This is a genomic window from Arthrobacter sp. KN11-1C (assembly GCF_052180225.1).
Classification (GTDB): Bacteria; Actinomycetota; Actinomycetes; order Actinomycetales; family Micrococcaceae; genus Arthrobacter.
In genome coordinates this window covers 4,118,373-4,139,624 of the sequence record NZ_CP197467.1, presented here as the reverse complement: position 1 = coordinate 4,139,624, position 21,252 = coordinate 4,118,373, and the positions used below count along the sequence as shown (strand labels likewise).

21 protein-coding genes are annotated in these 21,252 nt (G+C 64.9%); 6 read left to right on the top strand and 15 right to left on the bottom strand.

The window, feature by feature from the left end; all coding sequences use genetic code 11:
- The first annotated feature begins 34 nt into the window (after positions 1–34).
- Positions 35–826 carry an SDR family NAD(P)-dependent oxidoreductase gene (locus tag ACSBOX_RS19320; protein ID WP_442543916.1) on the top strand — a complete coding sequence of 264 codons (792 nt, stop codon included), beginning with the start codon at positions 35–37 and terminating at the stop codon, positions 824–826.
- Positions 823–2,094, top strand: coding sequence for an acyl-CoA dehydrogenase family protein (locus ACSBOX_RS19315; protein ID WP_442543915.1), 1,272 nt, complete (start codon positions 823–825; stop codon positions 2,092–2,094). Before ACSBOX_RS19320 ends, ACSBOX_RS19315 begins: the two co-directional genes overlap by 4 nt.
- Before the next feature lie 171 nt (positions 2,095–2,265).
- Here ACSBOX_RS19315 and ACSBOX_RS19310 read toward each other — a convergent pair whose 3' ends face one another.
- Positions 2,266–3,102: a DUF1684 domain-containing protein gene (locus tag ACSBOX_RS19310; protein WP_442543914.1), complete on the bottom strand. Its 837-nt coding sequence runs from the start codon at positions 3,100–3,102 to the stop codon at positions 2,266–2,268.
- 291 nt (positions 3,103–3,393) lie between these two features.
- On the opposite strand from ACSBOX_RS19310, the gene ppc reads away from it, so the two are divergent.
- Positions 3,394–6,192 carry a phosphoenolpyruvate carboxylase gene (gene ppc, locus ACSBOX_RS19305; protein WP_442543913.1) on the top strand — a complete coding sequence of 933 codons (2,799 nt, stop codon included), beginning with the start codon at positions 3,394–3,396 and terminating at the stop codon, positions 6,190–6,192.
- A gap of 163 nt (positions 6,193–6,355) precedes the next feature.
- On the opposite strand, the gene ACSBOX_RS19300 is transcribed toward ppc, so the two are convergent.
- The 3 genes from ACSBOX_RS19300 to ACSBOX_RS19290 are packed head-to-tail and all read right to left on the bottom strand — an operon-like array spanning position 6,356 to position 9,582.
- Positions 6,356–7,132: an ABC transporter ATP-binding protein gene (locus tag ACSBOX_RS19300; protein ID WP_442543912.1), complete on the bottom strand. Its 777-nt coding sequence runs from the start codon at positions 7,130–7,132 to the stop codon at positions 6,356–6,358.
- The gene (locus tag ACSBOX_RS19295) at positions 7,125–8,282 is read right to left on the bottom strand and encodes a FecCD family ABC transporter permease (RefSeq protein WP_442543911.1); all 1,158 of its coding nucleotides are present in this window, start codon (positions 8,280–8,282) and stop codon (positions 7,125–7,127) included. The genes ACSBOX_RS19300 and ACSBOX_RS19295 overlap by 8 nt, the downstream gene beginning before the upstream one ends.
- Positions 8,275–9,582, bottom strand: coding sequence for an ABC transporter substrate-binding protein (locus ACSBOX_RS19290; RefSeq protein WP_442543910.1), 1,308 nt, complete (start codon positions 9,580–9,582; stop codon positions 8,275–8,277). The genes ACSBOX_RS19295 and ACSBOX_RS19290 overlap by 8 nt, the downstream gene beginning before the upstream one ends.
- Positions 9,583–9,585: 3 nt before the next feature.
- On the opposite strand from ACSBOX_RS19290, the gene ACSBOX_RS19285 reads away from it, so the two are divergent.
- Both ACSBOX_RS19285 and ACSBOX_RS19280 read left to right on the top strand, forming a co-directional pair.
- Complete coding sequence (locus tag ACSBOX_RS19285) at positions 9,586–10,359, top strand: DUF6390 family protein (protein ID WP_442543909.1); 774 nt, start codon at positions 9,586–9,588, stop codon at positions 10,357–10,359.
- A 75-nt stretch (positions 10,360–10,434) separates the two neighbouring features.
- Positions 10,435–10,989: a hypothetical protein gene (locus tag ACSBOX_RS19280; RefSeq protein WP_442543908.1), complete on the top strand. Its 555-nt coding sequence runs from the start codon at positions 10,435–10,437 to the stop codon at positions 10,987–10,989.
- 40 nt (positions 10,990–11,029) lie between these two features.
- Here ACSBOX_RS19280 and ACSBOX_RS19275 read toward each other — a convergent pair whose 3' ends face one another.
- The 11 genes from ACSBOX_RS19275 to ACSBOX_RS19225 are packed head-to-tail and all read right to left on the bottom strand — an operon-like array spanning position 11,030 to position 19,871.
- Positions 11,030–11,281 carry a HypC/HybG/HupF family hydrogenase formation chaperone gene (locus tag ACSBOX_RS19275; RefSeq protein WP_442543907.1) on the bottom strand — a complete coding sequence of 84 codons (252 nt, stop codon included), beginning with the start codon at positions 11,279–11,281 and terminating at the stop codon, positions 11,030–11,032.
- A 13-nt stretch (positions 11,282–11,294) separates the two neighbouring features.
- A complete protein-coding gene (locus ACSBOX_RS19270; RefSeq protein WP_442543906.1) occupies positions 11,295–11,861 on the bottom strand; it encodes a hydrogenase maturation protease in 567 nt (188 codons plus the stop codon).
- Positions 11,858–11,977, bottom strand: a complete 120-nt coding sequence (locus ACSBOX_RS19265) for a DUF6893 family small protein (RefSeq protein WP_028265800.1) — start codon at positions 11,975–11,977, stop codon at positions 11,858–11,860. The genes ACSBOX_RS19270 and ACSBOX_RS19265 overlap by 4 nt, the downstream gene beginning before the upstream one ends.
- Positions 11,977–13,500, bottom strand: a complete 1,524-nt coding sequence (locus ACSBOX_RS19260) for a hypothetical protein (RefSeq protein WP_442543905.1) — start codon at positions 13,498–13,500, stop codon at positions 11,977–11,979. Before ACSBOX_RS19260 ends, ACSBOX_RS19265 begins: the two co-directional genes overlap by 1 nt.
- Entirely contained in the window at positions 13,497–14,150 is a 654-nt protein-coding gene (locus ACSBOX_RS19255) for a DUF6084 family protein (protein ID WP_442543904.1), read from the bottom strand. Before ACSBOX_RS19255 ends, ACSBOX_RS19260 begins: the two co-directional genes overlap by 4 nt.
- Complete coding sequence (locus ACSBOX_RS19250) at positions 14,147–14,845, bottom strand: DUF5947 family protein (RefSeq protein ID WP_442543903.1); 699 nt, start codon at positions 14,843–14,845, stop codon at positions 14,147–14,149. Before ACSBOX_RS19250 ends, ACSBOX_RS19255 begins: the two co-directional genes overlap by 4 nt.
- Position 14,846: 1 nt before the next feature.
- Positions 14,847–15,794 carry a NifU family protein gene (locus tag ACSBOX_RS19245; RefSeq protein WP_442543902.1) on the bottom strand — a complete coding sequence of 316 codons (948 nt, stop codon included), beginning with the start codon at positions 15,792–15,794 and terminating at the stop codon, positions 14,847–14,849.
- A gap of 7 nt (positions 15,795–15,801) precedes the next feature.
- Positions 15,802–17,595, bottom strand: coding sequence for a nickel-dependent hydrogenase large subunit (locus ACSBOX_RS19240; protein WP_442543901.1), 1,794 nt, complete (start codon positions 17,593–17,595; stop codon positions 15,802–15,804).
- 29 nt (positions 17,596–17,624) lie between these two features.
- Positions 17,625–18,683, bottom strand: a complete 1,059-nt coding sequence (locus ACSBOX_RS19235; protein ID WP_442543900.1) for a hydrogenase expression protein HypE — start codon at positions 18,681–18,683, stop codon at positions 17,625–17,627.
- A 30-nt stretch (positions 18,684–18,713) separates the two neighbouring features.
- Positions 18,714–19,538 (bottom strand): hydrogenase nickel incorporation protein HypB, encoded by an 825-nt coding sequence (hypB, locus tag ACSBOX_RS19230; RefSeq protein WP_442543899.1) that lies wholly within the window; start codon positions 19,536–19,538, stop codon positions 18,714–18,716.
- A 3-nt stretch (positions 19,539–19,541) separates the two neighbouring features.
- Positions 19,542–19,871, bottom strand: coding sequence for a hydrogenase maturation nickel metallochaperone HypA/HybF (locus ACSBOX_RS19225; protein ID WP_442543898.1), 330 nt, complete (start codon positions 19,869–19,871; stop codon positions 19,542–19,544).
- A 149-nt stretch (positions 19,872–20,020) separates the two neighbouring features.
- Between ACSBOX_RS19225 and ACSBOX_RS19220 the strand changes: the two genes are divergently transcribed.
- Positions 20,021–21,118: a HoxN/HupN/NixA family nickel/cobalt transporter gene (locus ACSBOX_RS19220; protein WP_442543897.1), complete on the top strand. Its 1,098-nt coding sequence runs from the start codon at positions 20,021–20,023 to the stop codon at positions 21,116–21,118.
- The last annotated feature ends 134 nt before the right edge of the window (positions 21,119–21,252 follow it).

Genomic DNA, 21,252 nt, shown 5'->3' with positions numbered 1-21,252 from the left:
TTAACGGATTTTGGTTCTGCATCGAGGAGGATGAATGGACATCAAGGGCGCAGTTGCGTTGATAACCGGCGGGGCTTCGGGTTTGGGGGCCGCAACCGCAAAGCGATTGCTCGACGCCGGAGCGTCGGTGGTGCTGCTTGACCTCCATTCGTCTCCCGGCGAGTCCCTCGCTGCCGAACTCAATGCCTCGGGAGCCGACGGCAGGGCCGTGTTCGTCCCCGCCGACGTCACCAACGAAGAGCAAGTGCAGGCCGCCGTCGACGCCGCCGTCGCGCTCGGTCCGCTCCGGATCCTGGTCAACTGTGCTGGCGTGGCAACACCCGGCAAGGTTCTCGGCAAGGACGGTGTGCTGCCGCTGGAGAACTTCAACAGGGTCATCCAGATCAACCTCGTGGGCACCTTCAACGTGATCCGCCTGGCCGCCGCCGCAATGTCCCAAAACGAAGCTGCGTCCACCGAACTCGGCGGCGAGGAACGCGGCGTCATCATCAACACGGCCTCGGTGGCGGCTTTCGACGGGCAGATCGGGCAGCCTGCGTATGCCGCGTCCAAGGGAGCCGTGGCGGCGATGACGCTGCCGCTGGCCCGTGAATTTGCGCGCTCGCTGGTGCGTGTCGTGGCCATTGCTCCGGGCATCTTCGAAACCCCCATGCTGGCCGGCCTGCCCCAGGACGCACAGCTCTCCCTGGGCCAGCAGGTACCGCACCCCGCCCGGCTTGGCCGTCCCGCCGAGTATGCCAACCTCGTGGCGCACATCGTGGAAAACGCCATGCTCAACGGCGAAACCATCCGCCTCGACGGCGCTATCCGGATGGAACCGAAGTGAGCCAGGCGCACAAGCTGGCGGCCGCCGTCGAGCACCCGGCCGGTTCCAAAGGTTCTGTGCCCGACCTGCCCGGGGCGGATTTTTTCGATTTCGAATCGCTCCTCAGCGTGCAGGAACAGCGCAAGCTCAATGAGCTCCGGGAATTCCTGGCCACGGAAATCGCGCCCTATGCCAAGGATTGGTGGGACAAGGCCGAGTTCCCTGCGCACATCCTGCCCAAGCTCGCGGCCCTTCGCCTGAGCACGCCCACGCACCGCGGCTACAGCAACCTGTTCGCAGGGCTCGTGATCGCGGAAATGACCCGCGTGGACACCTCCATTGCCACGTTCTTCATGGTCCACCATGACCTCTTCATCGAGGCGCTCTACGAGTTTGGCTCCAAGGACCAGCAGGACCGCTACCTTGACGACGCCTCAAACCTCCGGACCACCGGAGCCTTTGCGCTCACGGAACCGGACCACGGATCCGATGTGGCCGGCGGCCTGCAGACGGTGGCCCGCCGGGTCGCCGGGGGAGCCGACGACGGCGGCGACTACTGGGTGCTGAACGGCGCCAAACGCTGGATCGGCAACGGGACGTTCTGCGACCACATGCTGGTCTGGGCCCGGGACGAAGCCGACGGTGCCATTCGCGGATTCATCGTGGACGGCACGCTGCCCGGGGTGACCCGCACCAAGATCGAGAACAAGATCGCCCTGCGCACCGTGCAAAACGCTGACATTGTCCTCAAAGACGTCCGGGTTGCCGAGGCGGACCGTTTTTCCGGAATCAACAGCTTCACCGACACCAACCACCTGCTGCGCGGATCACGGCTCATGGTGGCCTGGCAGGCCGTGGGGCAGCAGCTGGCGGCGTTCGACGTCGCCCGCAAGTACGCGCTTGAACGCCAGCAGTTCGGGCGGCCGCTCGCGAAGTTCCAGCTCATCCAGCAGCAATTGGTGGACATGCTCGGAAATGCCGTGGCCAGCATGGGCATGATGGTGCGGATCGCGCAGCTGCAGGAGGACATCTACATGGACAGCAAGGGAGTGCGGCACGGCGGAGCCCAGATGGCTCAGGTGGCCCTGGCCAAGGCCTACTGCAGCGCCCGGATGCGCGAAACCGTCGCGATGGGCCGGTCCATCCTCGGCGGCAACGGCATCGTGACCGATTACCGGATGGCAAAGATCTTTGCCGATGCCGAGGCGATCTACACCTACGAAGGATCGTTCGAGATCAACTCGCTCATCGTGGGCCGGGCCGTGACGGGTGTTTCCGCGATCGTTTGAGGGCTTTTGACGGCATCGGGTTGAGGTGGCCGCCGTTCCGGGGCTTGTTTCCCGGACCGGAGCTTGAAGCGCGGTGATGGGAAACAAGCCACGGTTTGAGCCCCGGGACGCGGGGCTGCTGACGTCGGTGTCTTTTAACGGCTTTGGTTTGCTGCGTTTCGGCGACTGCGCTTAGACGATCCGGCCGGCCGGCAGTTTCTCCCCGGCCTCGACCGCTATGTCGATCGAGTTTCCCGCCACGGGCATGGGGCACGTGCCATACGGCGTGAAGGCGCTGGGGTAGTTGATGGCGCGATTGAAGTCGAGCATCACGGAACCGTTGGGTCGGGGCCTCGAGACGGCCAGTTTGCGCCATTCGTCCGTGGTGTTGCCGTTCGTTTCGTCGTGGAAAGTGACGGTGAGGGCTCCGAGCTTCTCGGCCTCGGCGTACAGGCGGATCTCGTGGGGAAGGCCAGGCGCCCGGAAAACCACATCGCCTACCGATCGATGCACCCCGTCCACCAAAGGGTTGGCTGTTCCGATGGGCACGTCCACCGGTTCGGGGTAGGCCTCGAAACGGCCTTCGAGCACCCAGTCCGGGTTGTATTCAAAGGTGGGAACGGCGTCGAACTCCGTCAGTACGGGCGAGGAGTCGTCCCTGGTCCGGATGGCGTACTTGTCCGCGCGCATCGCCAGTTCCACCACTACTTCCGTGCCGTCCGCGCCGCCGAACTGCACCCACATGAGCGATTCCTCGTCCTGGAGGGTGGCCGAAATCGTGCCGTCCACAGGAGCTCCCGTCTCCACGAGCGTGAGTCCGTCCGCCGCGCTCGCGGTGAGTGTCGCCGTCGTGCCGTCCGTTGACCAAAGCCCCGGGGCGAGTTCGACGGCGGCGGGTGCGGATTCGAGCCACTGGAAGGAGGTGAGCGTGAGCCAGCCGTGCTCCGCTGCGAGGGCGGCGTTGCGGCCGGTGCGAAAACGCTGCCAGCGTTCGAGCAGGGCGTTGCTTGCGGGGGCTGTTGCGCTCATGGTTCCTCCAGCGGCTTGGGCGGTGTTCGTTGGCTTAACCATGCACCCGTCGCCGCCATTCCCGGAACTCAACTAGCTAGCAGTAGATGTCGTTTTGGGGCCTGAGAACGACACCTACTGCGAGTCAGTTGGGCCGGCGCGGGCGGCCCGGGCGGACGCCGCGACAACATTTGAGACGGATTGCCACCCGTCGAAGGGCTGCGGGTAGGATTCCTTTGGAAATATCAGTAATCCGGCTCACAGTATCCAGCGCAGTGTACGGGCCACACCCAACGCCAGAAGGTATTTTTCATGGTTGACACTGCACATCTCAGCACCGACCTTGCCGCGGAACTGCGGGCCGATGTCCGCCGCGTCTCCACGCTTCTCGGAGAGTCGCTGGTCCGCCAGCATGGCCCCGAGCTGCTTCAGCTCGTGGAGCAGGTGCGCCTGCTGACCAAGGAGTCCAAGGAGGCCGCCCGGGGCGGCGCTGACGCTACCGGTCCGTGGAGCGCGCACGACGTCGTCGCCCAGGTCCGGGAGTTACTCGCCTCATTGCCGCTTGAGGAAGCCACCGAGCTGGTCCGCGCCTTCGCGTTCTATTTCCACCTCGCCAACGCCGCCGAGCAAGTGCACCGCGTCCGCGGTCTGCGCACCCGTCAGGAAAAAGACGGCTGGTTGGCCAAAGCCGTGGCCGAGATCGCCGACGAGGCCGGAACCAAAGCCCTGCAGGACGTCGTCAACGAGCTGGACGTTCGTCCCATTTTCACCGCGCACCCCACCGAAGCCTCTCGCCGTTCGGTGTTGGACAAGATCCGCAAGCTCTCGGACGTCCTGGCGGAATCCACCCTTGAGGGCACGGCCGCCCGTCGCCGGCAGGACCGCCAGCTCGCCGAGATCATCGACCAGATGTGGCAGACCGACGAACTCCGCCAGGTCCGCCCCACTCCCGTGGACGAGGCCCGCAATGCCATTTACTACCTGAGCAGCATCCTGACTGACGCGATGCCGGAGATGCTCACGGATCTTTCCGAACTGCTGGGCGAACACGGCGTCGAGCTGCCCGCGCATAACGCTCCCATCCGCTTCGGTTCCTGGATCGGCGGAGACCGCGACGGCAACCCGAACGTCACCGCCTCCGTCACGCGCGAGATCCTGCAGCTGCAGAACCAGCACGCCGTGCGGATCAGCATCTCGATGATCGACGAACTGATCTCCATCCTCTCCAACTCCACCGCCTTGGTGGACGCGGAAGAGGACCTCCTGGACTCGATCGCCGTCGACCTCAAGAACCTGCCCGGCCTGGACAAGCGCATCCTGGAGCTGAACGCGCAGGAGCCCTACCGCCTCAAACTGACCTGCATCAAGGCCAAGCTCATCAACACTGGCCGCCGCGTGTCCGCATCCAGCCACCACGAACCCGGCCGCGACTACGCCTCCACCTCCGAGCTGCTGGCTGAATTGGAACTGCTGGAAGCCTCGCTGCGCAAGCACTCGGCCGTTCTCGTGGCCGACGGCGCGCTGGCCCGCGTCCGCCGCGCGATCGCTTCCTTCGGGCTGCACTTGGCGACCCTCGACATCCGTGAACATGCCGATTACCACCACGACGCCGTCGGGCAGTTGGTGGACCGGATCGGCGTCGGGACCCCCTATGGCGAGTTGAGCCGCGTCGAACGCTTCGAGCGGCTGAGCGCGGAGCTGGCTTCGCGCCGCCCGCTGTCCGGCCACCCCATCAAGCTCGACGGCGACGGCGACCGCACCTACGACGTCTTCCGCAGCATCCGCCACGCCCTCCAGACATACGGGCCCGACGTCGTCGAAACCTACATCATCTCGATGACGCGCGGCGCGGACGACGTCCTGGCCGCCGCTGTGCTGGCCCGGGAAGCCGGACTGATCGACCTGTTCGGCGCGGCTCCGTATGCAAAGATCGGATTCGCTCCGCTCCTGGAGACCGTCGAAGAGCTGCGTGCCTCGGCCGAAATCGCGGACCTGCTGCTCTCCGATCCGTCCTATCGTGAGCTGGTACGGCTGCGTGGCGATGTCCAGGAGATCATGCTCGGCTACTCGGACTCCAACAAGGAATCCGGCGTCATGACCAGCCAATGGGAGATCCACAAGACCCAGCGCAAGCTGCGCGACGTCGCCGCCAAGCACGGCGTCAACGTCCGTCTGTTCCACGGCCGCGGCGGTTCCGTTGGCCGTGGCGGCGGGCCCACCTACGACGCCATCATGGCCCAGCCGAACGGCGTGCTCGAAGGTGCCATCAAGTTCACCGAGCAGGGCGAAGTCATCTCGGACAAGTACTCCCTGCCGGAGCTTGCCCGCGAGAACCTGGAGCTCTCACTGGCCGCGGTGATGCAGGGTTCCGCGCTGCACCGCGACCCGCGAACCTCCGACGACGAGCGCGAACGCTACGGCCAGGTCATGGAGATCATTTCCGACGCCGCGTTCGCCCAGTACCGCTCGCTGATCGACGATCCGGACCTGCCCGCGTACTTCCTTGCCTCGACGCCGGTGGAGCAGCTCGGATCGTTGAATATCGGCTCGCGTCCCTCCAAACGGCCTGATTCCGGTGCCGGATTGGGCGGTCTGCGGGCCATTCCGTGGGTCTTCGGTTGGACGCAGTCCCGGCAGATCGTTCCGGGTTGGTTCGGCGTGGGCTCGGGGTTGAAGGCAGCCCGTGAGGCAGGAAACACTGCCGAGTTGGCCGAGATGATGAAGCGATGGCACTTCTTCCAATCCGTGATTTCCAACGTGGAGATGACCCTGGCAAAAACGGACATGGACATCGCCGGGCACTACGTGTCTTCGCTGGTTCCGGAAGAGCTGCACCACCTGTTCAAGGCCATCCGCACTGAGTACGATCTCACGGTTGCCGAGGTGGAACTCCTGAGCGGTGAAACCGAGCTCCTGGAGGCCCAGCCGACGCTCAAGCGTTCCCTCGAAATCCGCGATCAATACCTCGACCCCATCAGTTACCTGCAGGTGGAGTTGTTGCGCCGCGTCCGTGAGGCCTCCATTTCCGGCGCCGAGATCGACGAACGCCTCCAGCGGGCCATGCTGATCACCGTCAACGGCGTGGCGGCCGGCCTCCGCAACACGGGATAGCGCTCCCTTCCCCCTCCGACGCGCGCTCACATATATGGGTCTTTTGGCGCACGCCCGCTCACATCATGTGAGCGGGCGTCGGGCCAGGAGGGCTTGTTTGTGAGCGGGCGTTTCCGATTTTGGCCCGATAGGTGAGCGGGCGTTGGGGGTGCCAGACCCCCGCTCACCTATGTGCGTGTTTTCCGGATCGCGCGCTCACTTCCGGGCCGTAATCCACCACGATCGTCATGCGGGGCACGCCGTCGTCGGAATAGGACAGGGTACTGACGGGAACGCCATAGAGGCGCGAGAGTTCGACGTCGGTCAGCAACTCGGCGGCGCGGCCAGCGCGCGCGCCGGTGCGGCCCAAGAGGACCACCTGACTGGCAAGGTGCATCGCATGGTCCGGATGATGGGTGCTCAGGAGCAACGCCATGCCATCGGCCATGAGTTCGCGCAGCAGCGTCAGGACCCGCACCTGATTCTTCAGGTCGAGTCCTGTGACCGGCTCGTCGAGCACCAGAAGGGGTGAGCCCGCAGCGATGGCCCGGGCGATCAGGACCAGCTGCTGCTCGCCGCCGCTCAAAGTGGGGAAGAGCCGGTCTTGCAGCTCGGCGGCGCCCACCCGTTCCATTGCGTCCAGGGCTGCGGCGCGATCGGTATGGCCCGGCGTGCGGAAGACGCCAACATGCCGCGCCCGCCCCATCAGCACCATGTCGAGGGCGCGGTAGGCGAAGGCGCTGCCATGTGCCTGGGGCACGAACCCCGCGCTCTGCTCGCGGAGAACCACACCTTCCACGGGCGACAGCAGCCCGGCAGCGCACCGGACCAAGGTGGTCTTGCCGCTTCCGTTCGGCCCCAACACGGCGGTCGCCGTGCCCGGGGACACCGCGAAGCTCACGTCCCGAAAGACCCAGTGCCGCGGGTTGTAGCCAAAGCCCACACGCTCCAGCTCAAGCACTTTCCCAGATCCTGTCCCGGTTGCGGCGAAGGAGCACGAAGAACACGGGTGCGCCGATCAGCGCGGTGAGAACCCCCAGCGGTATTTCGCCGGCGGTCGCCGTGCGGGCCACGGTGTCCACCAGGACGACATAGGCGGCGCCGAGCAGGAAGGATACGGGAAGGAGCACCCGGTGGTCTGGCCCAACCCACATGCGGGCAAGGTGCGGAATCACAAGCCCCACCCAGCTCACCGCGCCGCTGACGGCGACGGCTCCGGCCACGATCAGGGCCACCGCAAGCAGCACCACCCAACGCAGGGGACGCGGCCGCACGCCCAAGGCCGCGGCGTCGTCGTCGCCCAAAGACAGCACATTGATCCGCCAGCGCAAGGCGAGGAGTACGACGGCGCCACCCAGGATGGGGATCACGGCCACCAACACTTTGGTGTAGGTAGCCGTGGCTACGCTGCCGAGCAGCCAGAAAACGATGGCGGGCAGCGTGGTGTTGGGATCGGCCACATATGTCACCAAGGCGACGAGGGCCGAGAAAAACGATCCTGTGACCACACCACCAAGCACAACCATCAGCATGGGCGTGCCCCCGCGGCCAGAGGTGATCAGGAACAACGTTGCGAGGGCGATCAGGCCGAACGCAAAGGACCCGGTGACCAGGAGCGCGGACTCCAGGCCCAGGAGCAAGGCGAGCGCCCCTCCGAACGAGGCTCCGGCCGAGACTCCGATGATTTCCGGGCTGACCAGAGGGTTGCGGAAAACGGCCTGCAGGGCTGCGCCGCCGAGCGCCAGTCCGCCGCCCACCAGTGCGGCGAGCAGGATCCGGGGCATCCGGACAAGCAACACGACGTTCTGCTCCGTGCCGTTCGCATCGTTGGGGAACGGGGCCAGCCGCGAGGCCAGGATCTCGACGACGTGACCCAGCGGTACGCTGTAGCGGCCCACGGCGAGCGCGACCAGCGCTGCCGCGACGAGGAACAGGGCGGCCAGGCCGACGGGCACGACGACGGCGGATTCGCGCCGCTTGTCGCGAGGTCCAGGCCTGGTCCGTTCACGCGCGAGGGGTGTACGACGGCGCTCGCGGCCCGGGCCGCCGCGGTTCGGGCCGCGTTGCTTGGGGTGGTGACGCAGGCGGGGAGGGCTGGATTCATCAAGCATTGAATTGCTGGTAGTTGGCGGAGGCGCTGTTGTTGGAAGTCCAGAGGATTTTGTTCAGTTCGTCCGCCGTGGGCTCGTGGTTGTACAGGAAGCGGAAGTAGTCGCTGACCTTGCTTCGGAGCGGAGACTTGTCCTGGGGGAAGGCAATGTCGGCGAGCCAATGCCACATCAGCGGCGATTCCTGGCCGGGGGGATCCCAGCGATACCCGCCGAGAGGCACTTTGTAGACCCGGCGGGAACGCACGGCGGAAACGTTCCCCCATACGGGGTCTGAATAGATGTCTTGAGGCATCGCATTGTCGAAATTGCCGAGCAGAATGACTTCAGGATCCCACTTGAGCACCTGTTCCACGTCCAGGCCGATCATCCCGGAGCCCGGCAGCGGGTCCTTTCCCGTGGCAGGGTTGGTGGCCCCGACCAGCTTGATGTAGAAGTCGTTGTAGCTGTTGGCGCCGGCAACTTTGAGGCCGCCCGTGAACCTGTTGAAGTACAGGACGCTGGGGCCCTTGCCGGTCCGTGCTGCCGCTTGGGACGTGATGGCGGCCAGTTCCTCGTCGCTCCGGGCCTTGATCTGGACGGCACGCTCGGGTTTCCCCAACATGGCGGCGAATATCGTGATCCAGGCATCGACGTCCTGCTGGGTGCCCGTATTCTTCAGGCCAATGACGGTGAGCCCGGCTTTCTCGAGCGGTTCGACGAGTTGCGCATCCGACCACTGGATGACGACATCGGGATTGAGGGCGCGGACGCTTTCCACATTCGGCGTGAAATCCTGCGCGGCGATGTCGTGCGGGATGTCGAGGGCGTGCGGAAACATGGTGCCCATGACGCCGTCGCGCATGGCCACCCACGAAACGTTGTGCATCGCGGCCAAGTGATCCGAGCTTTGGTCGACGGCGACAAGGAGCGACGCCGCCGGCATCGGGATGGTGACCACCCGCGTCACGGGACGGGCAAAGGTCGCTGTCTTGCCGCGCTGGTCCGTCACGCTGATACTCGCAGTGGAAGGCGCGGCGGTACCTGACGGTGGTGCGGAAACGGACGACGGCGACGCGGAGCCGGCTGGGCTGCTGCATCCGGCGAGGAACGCGGCGGAGCCGCCAGCCATGAGGAGCTGGAGGGCTGTGCGGCGGTCTAGCTCGGAGGTTCCCATGGTCTGACCCCTCAGTGCGTCGGTCTTCACAGCATCCGCTCGTAGGGTTTGGGTGTCAACGATTTTGGGGCTGCGAAGGACCGCGAATCCCTTGTTCCGGGTGTGCCCCGGTGCTACTTTCAAGAGACCCTTGTAGAAGGTGGCCACGCGATGATCGTCGATGGTGCGCAGTTGTTCGTCCGCTACGCTTATCCGCCGAATGCCCGGGGCAGTTGCGGGCCCCCGGACAGCGATGCGCTGCTCCACTACGGCCAATCAGGAGTCACCGATCAAGGACTGCGGCAACTCGCCAAGGGCTTCGCGGGGGCTTGGCCGTACCTTGAACTCATTGCAGGTTCCACCGGGATAGCCGATCCGCTCGATGCCCGGGTGGTGGAGGCCTATTGGGTGGGCAACAGCCTGTTGGATTCCGTCGGCATCAAGAACATCGGGAACTCCATGGAAGACCGCTTCCGGGCCCGAACCGGCTTGCAGTTCCCGCACTTGGTCGAAGGCGTCCTGGCAGGCGGAGTACCGCACCACAGCTTCCATGTCTTCGAGATCTATCCCTGGCTGGGACTGCTCCGTGACGAGCGGCGCTACGCAACCGCTTTGAACGTGCTCGACCGGTGCCGTATCCGCTGGGGCGAGGTCCTGGCCATCACAGGCGACGAGGCCGTGGTCAGTTCGAGGCCGCTCGTGTGGGACGGTGTGGCGCTGGGCGTGGGTGAACCCGTGGTGGAAACGGCCAAGTTCGCCGTCAATGGAACCGGGTTCATCGCCGGGCTGAGCGTTGGCGACACCGTCTCGCTGCACTGGGACTGGGTGTGCGACCGGCTGACTCCGCACCAGCTCCAGCAGTTAAAGCACTTCACGGCCCGCCATCTCACGATCGCCAACACCGGCGTTGAACATCGCGGCGCCGCGATCGCGCTCGAACACTAGATGCAGAACTTAACGGGACCTGACGCTGCCGCAAACAATCAAAGCTGGCAGTCAAGAGCCAGGGTCGCGGCAGGCGTGATGATCATCGGGATCGCCGTGGCGTCGCTGATGTGGCTGGTGGTTGGACCAGTCGTCGACCCCCTGATGCGATTCTTAGTAGCCGTCGCCCACGTGTTTCTCGGGTCAACCGGGGTAGTCATCCTGATCGGTCGGAGCAGGCGGGATCGTCTGGTGTTGACGCGCCGTCGATGGAAATACGCTTTCTCCGCTGCCATAGGCGGAATGGGGCTGGTGTTCCTGATTCTGAGCATCGCCAACCCGCAGCGGAGTCCGACTCCCACCCTTTACAGCATGTTCCTTGGCATGGGATTGTCCCAACTATTCGAGCCCGCGTCCGCGGCGAATGTCAGCCCCGCTTCACTGAGCGAACATGATGCAAAAGCCTGGAAACGGATCGGGGTGTCCCTCTTAGTCGCGGGTATCCTCATTGTCGGCGGAGGTGCGGCACTCTCAGCGATCACCGGAGTTATGGATTGGTCGGCCGCCCTTATTCCCGTCGGAGTCATGGTCCTGGCCTTCTCGGCCATCGTGTGGGCGCTCCTGAGGGCCCGAACAGGTCAATCGAGATAAAGGCCGTGAACACCGCCACCTTCTTCAGAACTGGAGCATCCTAAGGCTGAAACGGCTCCCGTGGCTGGCCCATCAACTCCAGGCCACCAAAGGCTCGTTCCGCGCCCGCGGCATCCACGCGCTCCAGGGCGAAACCCATGTGGATAAGGACCCAGGTACCGGGTTCCAGCGGGCCTTCGTCCAGGAGCCCGATGTTGATCTTCCGCTGCACGCCAGCCACATCCACCAGCGCGAGTTGGTTGCCGTAGCCCTCAAGAAGCTCGATGACCTGGCCGGGTATTCCAAGACACATGGTGGGTTCTCCCTTACGCCGTGACGGATGGATGGATGGGCGCGTGGCGGGCGAGGACGGAAACGACGGCGGCAACGGCCTCTGGCACGGCCGCAGACACTGGTTCCGACAATCCGATTCCCTCGCTCACATCCGCCGGCACGCAGCCGACGAGGTAGGTGGTGGGCAATTCGCCGCCGAGCGTGCGAAGCCGGCCCAGCACGGCTGCGGGGTTCATGCCGTGCGGGTCCAATGCCGCGCGGCCGTCCAGATCCTCCGGGCGGATTCTCATCACGCGGATGCTTCCCGCCGCGGAATCCGGCTGCTCCCCGTCTTCCAAAGACGACGCAGCAGAAGACGGCACGGCGTCCACCAGGACCAGGACGTCCACATCGTCGAGCAAGTCGTAGGCCAAGTGCATCCCGCGAATGCCGTAGTCCACCACGCGTACATCGGACGTCAACAGCTTGGACTCGGACGCCAGCCGCCGTGCCACCTCGGGGCCGAACCCGTCGTCGCGCAGGAAAATATTGCCCACGCCCGCCACCAGGACCCGGGCTGCCGCCTGCGGCGCAGACGCTTCAGCAGGCAGCGGATTCACATCCGGCGCACCTTCATGTAGCGCTGGATGTCCGGGATCGAACGAAGTCCCACATAGACGGCGCCAAGACCCACAGCGGCCAGCAGCCAGACGGTGGCCATTCCAATAACCCTCATCACGGGCCTTCCTTTCCCTCCTGTGTTTCGGGATGGCTGCCGGGCGGCAGCGGTCCAAGTGTTTCAAGCGGCTCCAACGGTTCAAGCTCATCGGGCGCATAGTAGAAGGACCTGCCGTAGCCTTCGTGGAGATCCGCGGCGGGATCCTGCTCAAGCACCAAACCCACATGGGTGCTGCCGTCGACGTCGAAATGCACGCTCGTGACCCTGCCGGTTTGGCCGGCGAAGAACAGGTCCTGCGCATCCGCCCGCCTCCGCGGGTTGACCCGCACCCGGCTGCCGCGCGCCACCGGAACCCCGTTGATCACGACGGCGTCCGCTTCCGGCTGGACTCTTGCCTCCGCCTCGGGCTCCCACCAGGGCAGGTCGTCGGCGGCACCGGAGCTTCCCGGAGTCTTGGCCTCCGGCCAATCGAAGAGCGGTTCTCCAAACGACGGCCCGTCGAGCAGCGGCTCCGCGAGCGCCGGTTCGGCCAGGGAATGGGGATTGCGCAGGATTCCGTGGAGTTGCTGCAGTTCTTCGGGGGACATGGCCTCGCATCGGTCGATGATCGCCGCCGCGCGCGGGTCCGTGGCCCGGGCCTCGGCCTTTTCTTCCTCCGTGAGCGTCAACACCCGAAGCGTCAGGATTTCGTCGATCTCAGTGGAGTCGTACAAGGCGACTGAACTTTCGGGGGCCACCGCCGGATGGTCGTAAAGAATAATCGGCGAGACAAGCAGTACGTCGCGTTGCCCCTCCGGACCCGCAAGCACGGGCCAGCAACGGTGTTGGGCGCAAGATTGCGCAGCGTGGAGTGCCTCGTCCGGGGGTTCGAGCAGCGAAACGAAATCGGCATCGTGTGCGCTCAAGAGCAGGTGCGTTCCTATGAACGAGACGGCGATGGCGTCCTGCTTCCCGATCGGCTCTGGCAGCGCACTCGCTGTGTTCATCGCTGTCACCCGCAAACGCACCAGTCCATTCCCGACGTCGGTGGCCTCCAGCCGCACTTCCCCGTGGAGCGCACGACGGCGGCGCACCAGGCGGCCTGCGAGCGGCGCCGCGTCCGGATCGACGCTGACAGCGCCCAAACCGGAAGCGTTCAAGCCTTCGACGTCGGTGCCGCCCGCGATCTCGACGGGCAGAACCAAGGGCTCTTCCATCAGCTCGGCCACGGAAAACGGCCCGAATGCGACTTCCTGCTCAATCGCTTCGTCCCAGCTCAGCCAACGCTTGGCCCCGATGGTGAGCTCGTCCACGGGACGGAACCCTCCGCCGTCGTCCGCTTTTTCCGTTGTGCGGGTCTGGAGCTGCAGGAAGCGGAGGTGGACCTCCACTGCGGCCAGCGGGCCCGGGCTGAGGAGGCAGTCGGCGAACATGTCCGCTTCTTCGCCCGTCCCTGCCAAGGCGGCGCCCGGCGGCCCGAGGATGCCGAACTGCCAGCGCGATTGGTTCTTCTGCGAGGACGCGCGGTACGGGTACAGCAAGTAGCCCTCGTAGAGGACGGCGTCGGCGACGGCGCGTGCAAGGCTCAGGCTCATATTCATGGCAGGGGTTCTCCCGCCACCGCGGCGTTGCCGGAAAGCAATGCCTCCACTGTCGCGTCCCAGGAGGTCAAGCCCCGTGCGGATTTGTACTGCGACAGGGCCGCCAGCACGTCACGGTCCAGGCGGATCCACCCTGTGTTGGGGAAATACAAGTCCATCAACTGACGCCACGCGGCGACCGGCAGACGGTAGGACGCCTCCAGGTCCCAGGGCACTTGTTCCACGCCGAATCCCGTGATGCCCTTCGTGAACACGGTGCCGGAGAACAGGAACTCGAGCGGGATCTCGCCGTCGCGCAGGGCGTGGAGGTACTTCGAGGCGGCCACGTCGAAGTCAAAGGTGCACGGGAGGGCGAGGTCGACGTCGGCGGCACCGGTGAATCCCTGCACCATGGTGCTGCACTGCAGCCACAGGAATGACTTCAGCGTGGTGGGCCACCGGCCGCGCTCGCCGAACATGTCGAGCAGGCCAGGTTCCTCCTCCGGCGCGTAGCCGCGGCGCTGGGGGAGGATGCGTACCTGGCAGCGGAGCGCGATGGCATGCACCTCGGCGCCCGTGGATTCAGTCACCCGCAGCCGGGCCGTCAATTGCGGTGCGGCGGCGTAGGGCTCGGGCTGGAGGTCCAGCACGGTGAAGGCGAGGTCCGTCATTGCGGGCCTCCCGGCACGGACATGCGGTTGCCGTCGCGGCCCCGGTTGCCTTCACGGAGAGGTTTGCTTCGCGAGCTGACCCGCTCGAAGAAGCCGGCGAGTTGTTCGCGGGCCTCCTGTCCGCCGTCGAACCCCCGCCAGACGCGCCGCAGGTGCCCGACCAGTTCGTAGCACGCGTCCACGGGGACCAGATGGCAGTCTGCCAGCGGACGTTCGGTGCCGGGGCCCCGGATCAGGAGCGCTTCGGTGTCCGGAGCCGCCGCGGAAAGCGCGGGATTGCGGGCCAGCACCGCGTCCCAGGCATCGAGGGGAAGCTCGGATTCCGTCGCGCCCGCGGGCCCTGGGTAGAAGGCGACCGTCCTGTCGAGCTTGGAGCTCCGGAAAAAGAACGCCAACCCTACGGGAATCTCCAGCTCATCCCATTGACCCGGACCCAATTCGAAGTCGGGGAAGGAGAGGTACCTGTCCGGGACGGAACGGTAGCGCAAGTGCGCCGTGCTGTCGGTGAAGAGGAGATAACAAGGCCGGCAGGTGCACATCATGGCATGGCTCTCGATGTCCACCACATGCTGATGCTCGTCCGGGATGGGTTCCCCGCACATTTCGCAGCGCTCGCCGACGACAGGCGCAGGCCGCACCGAAGCGATCTTCCGCAGCAAGGCAACCGGCAATCCGCTCGCACTCGTTCCGGCCATGTCAGCCTCCGTGCCCGGAGGTCGCCGGGACGGCCACTGACATCACGCCGTCGCGGACCAACAGCGGCAGGGGATCCAGGTGCAGGGACTTGTCTTCAAGGCAGGCGCCCGCGCGACGCACGTCGTAGTGGCCTCGGCAGGTGGGACAGCGCAGCAGGCCCCCGCCGGTGGGTGCCGCGAGCGCGCGCTGGAGGGCCGCGCCTTTCATGGGGCCCATGCACCGTGGGCAATAGTCCCGGTAGGCGTACACATCCTGGCCGGTCCGGCAGGCCAGCACCGCGTAATCGCGCACCAGGAAGCCGGCAACCTCGCCGGGCTCCAGGCCCGCGATTTCGGGCACGGGCTCCCACGAGCCGGAAAGCTCGTGTTGGGCACCGTGCCCGACGGCGGCGGGCCCGTGATCGGCGACCCGCACCAACAGTGCCTCCACGGGGATGAGCGCCGGAGTGGCGGCGTGCTTTTCCTCCTCGACCACTTCGATCGAGGTCACTTCGGGGGCCGCGGTTTCGATCGCCTCCTCGACGGCGTACTTGAGCGTGACCGACGACGACGGGCAGCCCTGGCAGGTGCCGAGCAGCTTCAGCCGCACCACGCCGTCGGGGTTGATGTCCAACAACTCCACGTCGCCGCCATGCGAACCGAGGTACGGGCGGACGCTGTCGAGCGCCGCGGCCACCCGTTGTTCCAGGTTCTGCGGGTGCAGCCCGTGGATGATCAGGAGCCCGGCGACGAGTTCGTCCGCGGCCAACGCGCCGAGAGTGTCGCCGTCGAGCTTTCCCTGCTCATCGAGGATTTCCAGGATCCGCTCGAGTCCGGCGCCGTAGAGGTCAGTCAGCTCCCGCACGAGGTCCTCGGCGCGTCCGCGGGCAACAGCTCCGCCGGCGCCGAGGCCGTCGAGGAGGGTGCTGATTCTGTCGCCCGCCTGCTGCGCCCGGTCCCCGCCGTGCATGGCGTGCTTACTCTCCAGTCAGGGTCTGGGTGGGGGAGTGCAGCATGTCCAAGGTCTGGCCGTTGCCCAAATACATGTGGACGCCGCACGGAAGGCACGGATCGAAGCTGCGGACCGTGCGCATGATGTCGATGCCTTTGAAATGCTCCCGGTCGTTCTCCTCGAAGATCGGTTGTCCTTGGACAGCGTCCTCGTACGGGCCGGCGGTTCCGGAGGAGTCCGTGGGGCTGGCGTTCCAGGGAGTCGGAGGATAAGGGTGGTAGTTGGCGATCTTGCCGTCCCGGATCACCATGTGGTGGGACAGGACACCCCGCACTGCCTCGGTGAAGCCGCAACTGATGGCTTCCTCCGGGACCGTGAAGGTTTCCCAGGTCTTGGTCCGGCCTGCGCGGATCTCTTCCAGGGCCTTCTCCGCGAAGTGCAGGGCGGCCGCAGCGGCATAAGCCTGGAAATACGTGCGGGCACGGTTGCGCTCGATGGTGTTGCTCCACTGCGGGATGTTCCACTCGAAGGACACAGGGCCCTTCAGCGCGGTCTTCGGCAAGTTGATTTGCACGCTCTTTCCGGTGGATTTGATGTAGCCGATATCAACCAGCCCGGCCAGCGCTGTTGCCCAGAGGCGGGCCAGCGGTCCGCCGCCGGTGTCGAGCGCCAGGTTGTCCTGGCCGTCAAACCACCGCGGAGACATGACCCAGCTGTACTTCTCGGCGAGATCGCGCTTTTGCGGCCTCGGGTTGGTGTGCTGGTTCCACGGGTGACGGCGGTCCACCGGATTGCCGAGGGGATCGTGCGTCACGAACATCTCCTGGTCTTCCCAGTCCTCGTAATACGAGGAGCCAAGCATGATCCGGATGCCCAGGTTGATGCGCACCAGGTCAGTGGTGACCAGTTTCCCGTCCACAACGACGCCGGGGGTGACGAACATCTTCCGGCCCCACTGCGTCATGTCCTTGTACTCGAAGTTGCAGTAGTCCGGATCCTGCAGGGAACCCCAACAGCCGAGGAGGGTACGGCGCAGGCCTACTTGTTCGTAGCCGGGGAGCGCTTCGTAGAAGAAATCGAACAGGTCGTCATGCATGGGGACGACCTTCTTCATGAACTCGACGTAGCGCATGAGTCGGGTGATGTAGTCCGTCATCAGCTGGATCGTGGCGACCGTTCCCACGCCGCCCGGGTAGAGCGTCGAGGGGTGGACGTGGCGGCCCTCCATGAGGCAGAACATCTCGCGCGTGGCCCGGCTGACCTGGAGTGCTTCGCGGTAGAACTCGCCGGTGAACGGGTTCAGGGAGCGCATGATGTCCGCGATGGTGCGGTAGCCGTGTTCGGCTTCGTGCGGTGCGCGGGTGTTCTCGGCCTTGGCCAGGACCCCGGGGTTGGTTTCGGACACCATCTTTTCGCAGTAGTCCACACCGACGAGGTTTTCCTGGAAGATGTTGTGGTCGAACATGTACTCGGCGGCTTCGCCGAGGTTCACGATCCACTCGCCCAGGTTCGGGGGCTTCACTCCGTAGGCCATGTTTTGTGCGTAACAGGAGCAGGTGGCGTGGTTGTCGCCGCAGATCCCGCAGATGCGGCTCGTGATGAAGTGGGCGTCCCGCGGGTCCTTGCCCTTCATGAAGATGGAGTAGCCACGGAAGATCGAGGAGGTGCTCTTGCATTCCACCACCTGGTTGTTCGCGAAATCGATCTTGGTGTAGATGCCGAGGCTGCCGACGATCCTGGTAATCGGGTCCCAGTTCATCTCCACGAGGTTGTTGTTGCCCGTTTCGCTCCCGGAATTCATGGGAATAGTGGAGGTCATTGTGCTTCGCCTGTCTGGAAGAGGGGGGGTTACCAAGTGCGCTTCGCGCCAGTGAGGAGCTCGCGTCCGGGCCGGCGCCACTTCGGCTCCTGGTCCAGGGTGTGCGTGGTGATGTGCCGAAGAGCCCGGATGGCGGATCCGTACGGCTTGATGGAGGTGGTGGAGAGCTTGCCGCCGGGAGGCTCGTCCATGAACGGCATGAACTTGTCCGGGAAGCCCGGCATGGTGCAGCCGATGCAGATGCCGCCGACGTTCGGGCAACCGCCGATTCCGTTCATCCAGCCGCGCTTGGGCACGTTGCACTTGACCACGGGACCCCAGCATCCCAGCTTGACGATGCATTTGGGGGAGCCGTATTCGGTGGCGAAGTCGCCTTGTTCGTAGTAGCCGGCCCGGTCGCAGCCTTCGTGGACTGTCTTGCCAAACAGCCAGGTGGGCCGCAGCGCGTCATCCAACGGAATCATCGGAGCCTGTCCCGTGGCCTGGTACAGCAAGTAGGTCATGGTTTCGGAGAGGTTATCCGGCTGGATGGGGCAGCCCGGGACGCAAACGATCGGGATCCCGGCCTTGGACTTCCAGTTGTAACCCAGGTAGTCAGGGACTCCCATGGCGCCTGTCGGGTTTCCCGCCATGGCATGGATGCCGCCGTACGTTGCGCATGTTCCTGCCGCGATGATCGCGGTGGCTTTCGGGGCGAGGCGGTCCAACCACTCGCTCGTCGTAATCGGCTGGCCGGTATTCACGTCGTTTCCGAACCCGCACCAGTAGCCGCCGTCGTCGTGCAGTTTTTCGTTGGGGATGGATCCCTCGACCACCAGGACAAACGGTTCCAGTTCGCCGCGGTCGGCCTTCCGGAACCATTCCAGGAAATCGTCGGCTCCCTCCTGGGGGCCACATTCGAAGTCGATCAGGGGCCAATGCATCGCGATGCGGGGCAGGCCGGGCAGCGCGCCGAGCGCGATCTCCTCGACGCTGGGTTGGGTGGCCGCCGTCAAGGCGACCGAATCGCCGTCGCAACTGAGTCCGGCGTTGATCCACAGCACGTGGATGAGGGTTTCTTCGGCCTTGAGGGAAGTTTCGGTAGGCATCGTTGCCTCTTTCAGCGGCCCGAATCGGGCTCAATGTGCGTCTGATAGAGATTCAGTCAAGGATTCTGACCGGGATGTGGAGCCGTCTAGCCAGTCATACCAAGCGGCGAGGCCGTCACCGGTGGTGGCGGAGAGGACCAGGAAATCAGCGTGCGGGTTGATCTGCCGGATCTGCCGCAGGCAATCGTCGACGTCGAAATCAACATAGGGGAGCAGGTCCGATTTGTTGACGATCACCAGATCAGCTGCCATGAACATGTGCGGGTATTTCCGGGGTTTATCATCACCTTCCGTCACTGAAATGACCACGACCTTGGCGGTTTCGCCGAGGTCAAAGAGCGCGGGGCATACCAAGTTGCCGACGTTCTCCACGAAAACCGTCGAGCCAGGCTGCGGATCCAGGGCGTCGAGGCCGCGCTGGAGCATGTCGGCGTCGAGATGGCAGCCTGCTCCAGTGTTGATCTGGATGACCGGGCGGCCGACGGCCCGGATCCGGTCCGCGTCCAGCGACGTTTCCTGGTCCCCTTCGATGACGCCGGCCTGCAGTTGCGTGCCGAGGTCCGTGAGCGTCCGGACCAAGAGGGTGGTTTTGCCCGCGCCCGGGGAACTCATCACGTTCAACGCCCGGATTCCGCGGCCCGCCATCCAGCCACGGTTCCTCGCCGCGAGCAGGTCGTTCTTGGCCAGCAGGTTTTGCTCGAGGGTGATGGTTACCGGCTCGTGGGTATGGGGGTGATCGTGGTCGTGCGGGTGCTCGTGGTCATGCGGGTGCTGGTGCTCCACGATGGGTTGAGTTCCGTCAAGGGTGGAGACCCTGGTGTTCGTCTCGTCGCCGCATCCGCATGTTGTACACATTCCTCAAGCCACCTCCACGGACATCACCATGAGTTCGCGGCCGCTGAGGACTTCGACGTCGGCGCTTCCGCATGGACAGAGCAGGATCAGGTCCTCTAGTTCAAATTCGGTGCCACAGCTCCTGCATCGAGCCAGGCCCCGTGGTTCATCGATCATCAGTTGGGCTCCGGCGAGGGAGGTGCCGGCGGAAACGATGTCGAAGCAAAAACGCACGGCATCCGGCAGCACACCGGAGAGCGGTCCAATTCTAAGATTCACGCCGGTGACCGTCCGTTCTCCGGTACGTTCCAGAACGGCATCAACAAGGCTCTGCGTGATTGAGAGTTCGTGCATGCTGGCACTCCTTGTTGCCAAGATAGGCTTGCTCCGGACAAAGCGCAACCACCCAACTTGACTCCGGCGTATACTTCCGCTAAATAGGCAGGCCATTCAATCGCTCTGCATCGCATGTGGGACCCGAGGCTCGAACCATGAAGCACACGGTGGCTACGCGACCAGCCGGAATGAGCGGCTTCCGCGGCGGCCTCACCCGACCGGAGCGGGTGTCGATCGGTGGCATGACGGTGTTTATCGCGTTCCTCCATGCCGCGGGTTGGGGCACACTCGTGGCTGTGACGGCGAGAGTCAACGGTGCTCCCGCAGGAGCTTTCGGCGTTGGCCTCGGACTGGCCGCGTACACCCTCGGCCTGCGGCACGCCTTCGACGCGGACCACATTGCCGCGATCGACAACATCACCCGGAAACTCTGCAACGACGGCCGCCGGCGGATGTCAGTGGGATTCTGGTTTTCCCTGGGGCACTCCAGCATTGTCTTCGGCATGTGTGCCTTGCTCGCCGCCGGCATCCGGACCCTTGCGGACAACACGAGCACCGCCGGCACGGAACTTCACTCATTCTTCGGGCTGTTCGGCACGACGGTCTCCGGGTTGTTCCTCTATGTCATCGGCATTGTGAATCTCGGAGTGCTCCTGGGCATCGTCAAGACTGTGCGACGCATGCGCCAAGGTGAGTACACCGCCGTCGAACTGGATGAGGCGCTCTCAGGCAACATCGGACTTTTGAACAGGCTGTACCGCCGGGTCACGCGCCTGATCAGCCGGCCGTGGCAGGTCTACGGCGTGGGATTGCTGTTCGGCCTGGGATTCGACACCGCCACGGAAGTAAGCCTGCTGATCCTTGCGGGCGGCGCGGCGGCTTCCACCCTTCCCTGGTACGCGATCCTGACCTTGCCGGTGTTGTTTGCCGCTGGAATGAGCTTGCTCGACTCCGTCGACGGCGTCTTCATGAATTTCGCCTATGGGTGGGCGTTGTCCCGGCCTGCTCGACGGGCCTATTACAACATCGTGATCACGGGTTTGTCGGTCGCCGTGGCGCTGGGCATCGGTTCCGTCGAGCTGTTTTCGATCCTTGTCCAGAGGACCGGGATCAGTACCGGCCCGCTCGCCGCGATCGGCAGGCTGGACCTCAACGCCGTCGGATACCTGATCGTGGGTCTGTTCATCGTGGCGTGGATTCTCGCGTTGGGCATCTGGAAGTGGGCTCACATTGAAGAGCGTTGGTCCCCAAAGCCCCATAGGTGAGCGAGCGTTTCCGACTTTTGCCCGATATGTGAGCCGGCGTTGGTCCCCTCCGACGCCCGCTCACCTATATGGGTCTTTCCTCCGACGCTCGCTCACCTATATGGGTGTTTCCTTCGACGCTCGCTCACCTATAT

Excerpts from the sequence above, each read along its gene's own strand:
- ACSBOX_RS19240 (WP_442543901.1), bottom strand. The coding sequence starts at position 17,595 with ATGACCTCCACTATTCCCATGAATTCCGGGAGCGAAACGGGCAACAAC.
- ACSBOX_RS19250 (WP_442543903.1), bottom strand. The coding sequence starts at position 14,845 with ATGGCCGGAACGAGTGCGAGCGGATTGCCGGTTGCCTTGCTGCGGAAG.
- ppc (WP_442543913.1), top strand. The coding sequence starts at position 3,394 with ATGGTTGACACTGCACATCTCAGCACCGACCTTGCCGCGGAACTGCGG.
- ACSBOX_RS19260 (WP_442543905.1), bottom strand. The coding sequence starts at position 13,500 with ATGAATATGAGCCTGAGCCTTGCACGCGCCGTCGCCGACGCCGTCCTC.
- ACSBOX_RS19320 (WP_442543916.1), top strand. The coding sequence starts at position 35 with ATGGACATCAAGGGCGCAGTTGCGTTGATAACCGGCGGGGCTTCGGGT.
- ACSBOX_RS19245 (WP_442543902.1), bottom strand. The coding sequence starts at position 15,794 with ATGCACGGCGGGGACCGGGCGCAGCAGGCGGGCGACAGAATCAGCACC.
- ACSBOX_RS19235 (WP_442543900.1), bottom strand. The coding sequence starts at position 18,683 with ATGCCTACCGAAACTTCCCTCAAGGCCGAAGAAACCCTCATCCACGTG.
- ACSBOX_RS19275 (WP_442543907.1), bottom strand. The coding sequence starts at position 11,281 with ATGTGTCTTGGAATACCCGGCCAGGTCATCGAGCTTCTTGAGGGCTAC.
- ACSBOX_RS19310 (WP_442543914.1), bottom strand. The coding sequence starts at position 3,102 with ATGAGCGCAACAGCCCCCGCAAGCAACGCCCTGCTCGAACGCTGGCAG.
- hypB (WP_442543899.1), bottom strand. The coding sequence starts at position 19,538 with ATGTGTACAACATGCGGATGCGGCGACGAGACGAACACCAGGGTCTCC.
- ACSBOX_RS19285 (WP_442543909.1), top strand. The coding sequence starts at position 9,586 with ATGATCGTCGATGGTGCGCAGTTGTTCGTCCGCTACGCTTATCCGCCG.
- ACSBOX_RS19295 (WP_442543911.1), bottom strand. The coding sequence starts at position 8,282 with ATGCTTGATGAATCCAGCCCTCCCCGCCTGCGTCACCACCCCAAGCAA.
- ACSBOX_RS19265 (WP_028265800.1), bottom strand. The coding sequence starts at position 11,977 with ATGAGGGTTATTGGAATGGCCACCGTCTGGCTGCTGGCCGCTGTGGGT.
- ACSBOX_RS19255 (WP_442543904.1), bottom strand. The coding sequence starts at position 14,150 with ATGACGGACCTCGCCTTCACCGTGCTGGACCTCCAGCCCGAGCCCTAC.
- ACSBOX_RS19225 (WP_442543898.1), bottom strand. The coding sequence starts at position 19,871 with ATGCACGAACTCTCAATCACGCAGAGCCTTGTTGATGCCGTTCTGGAA.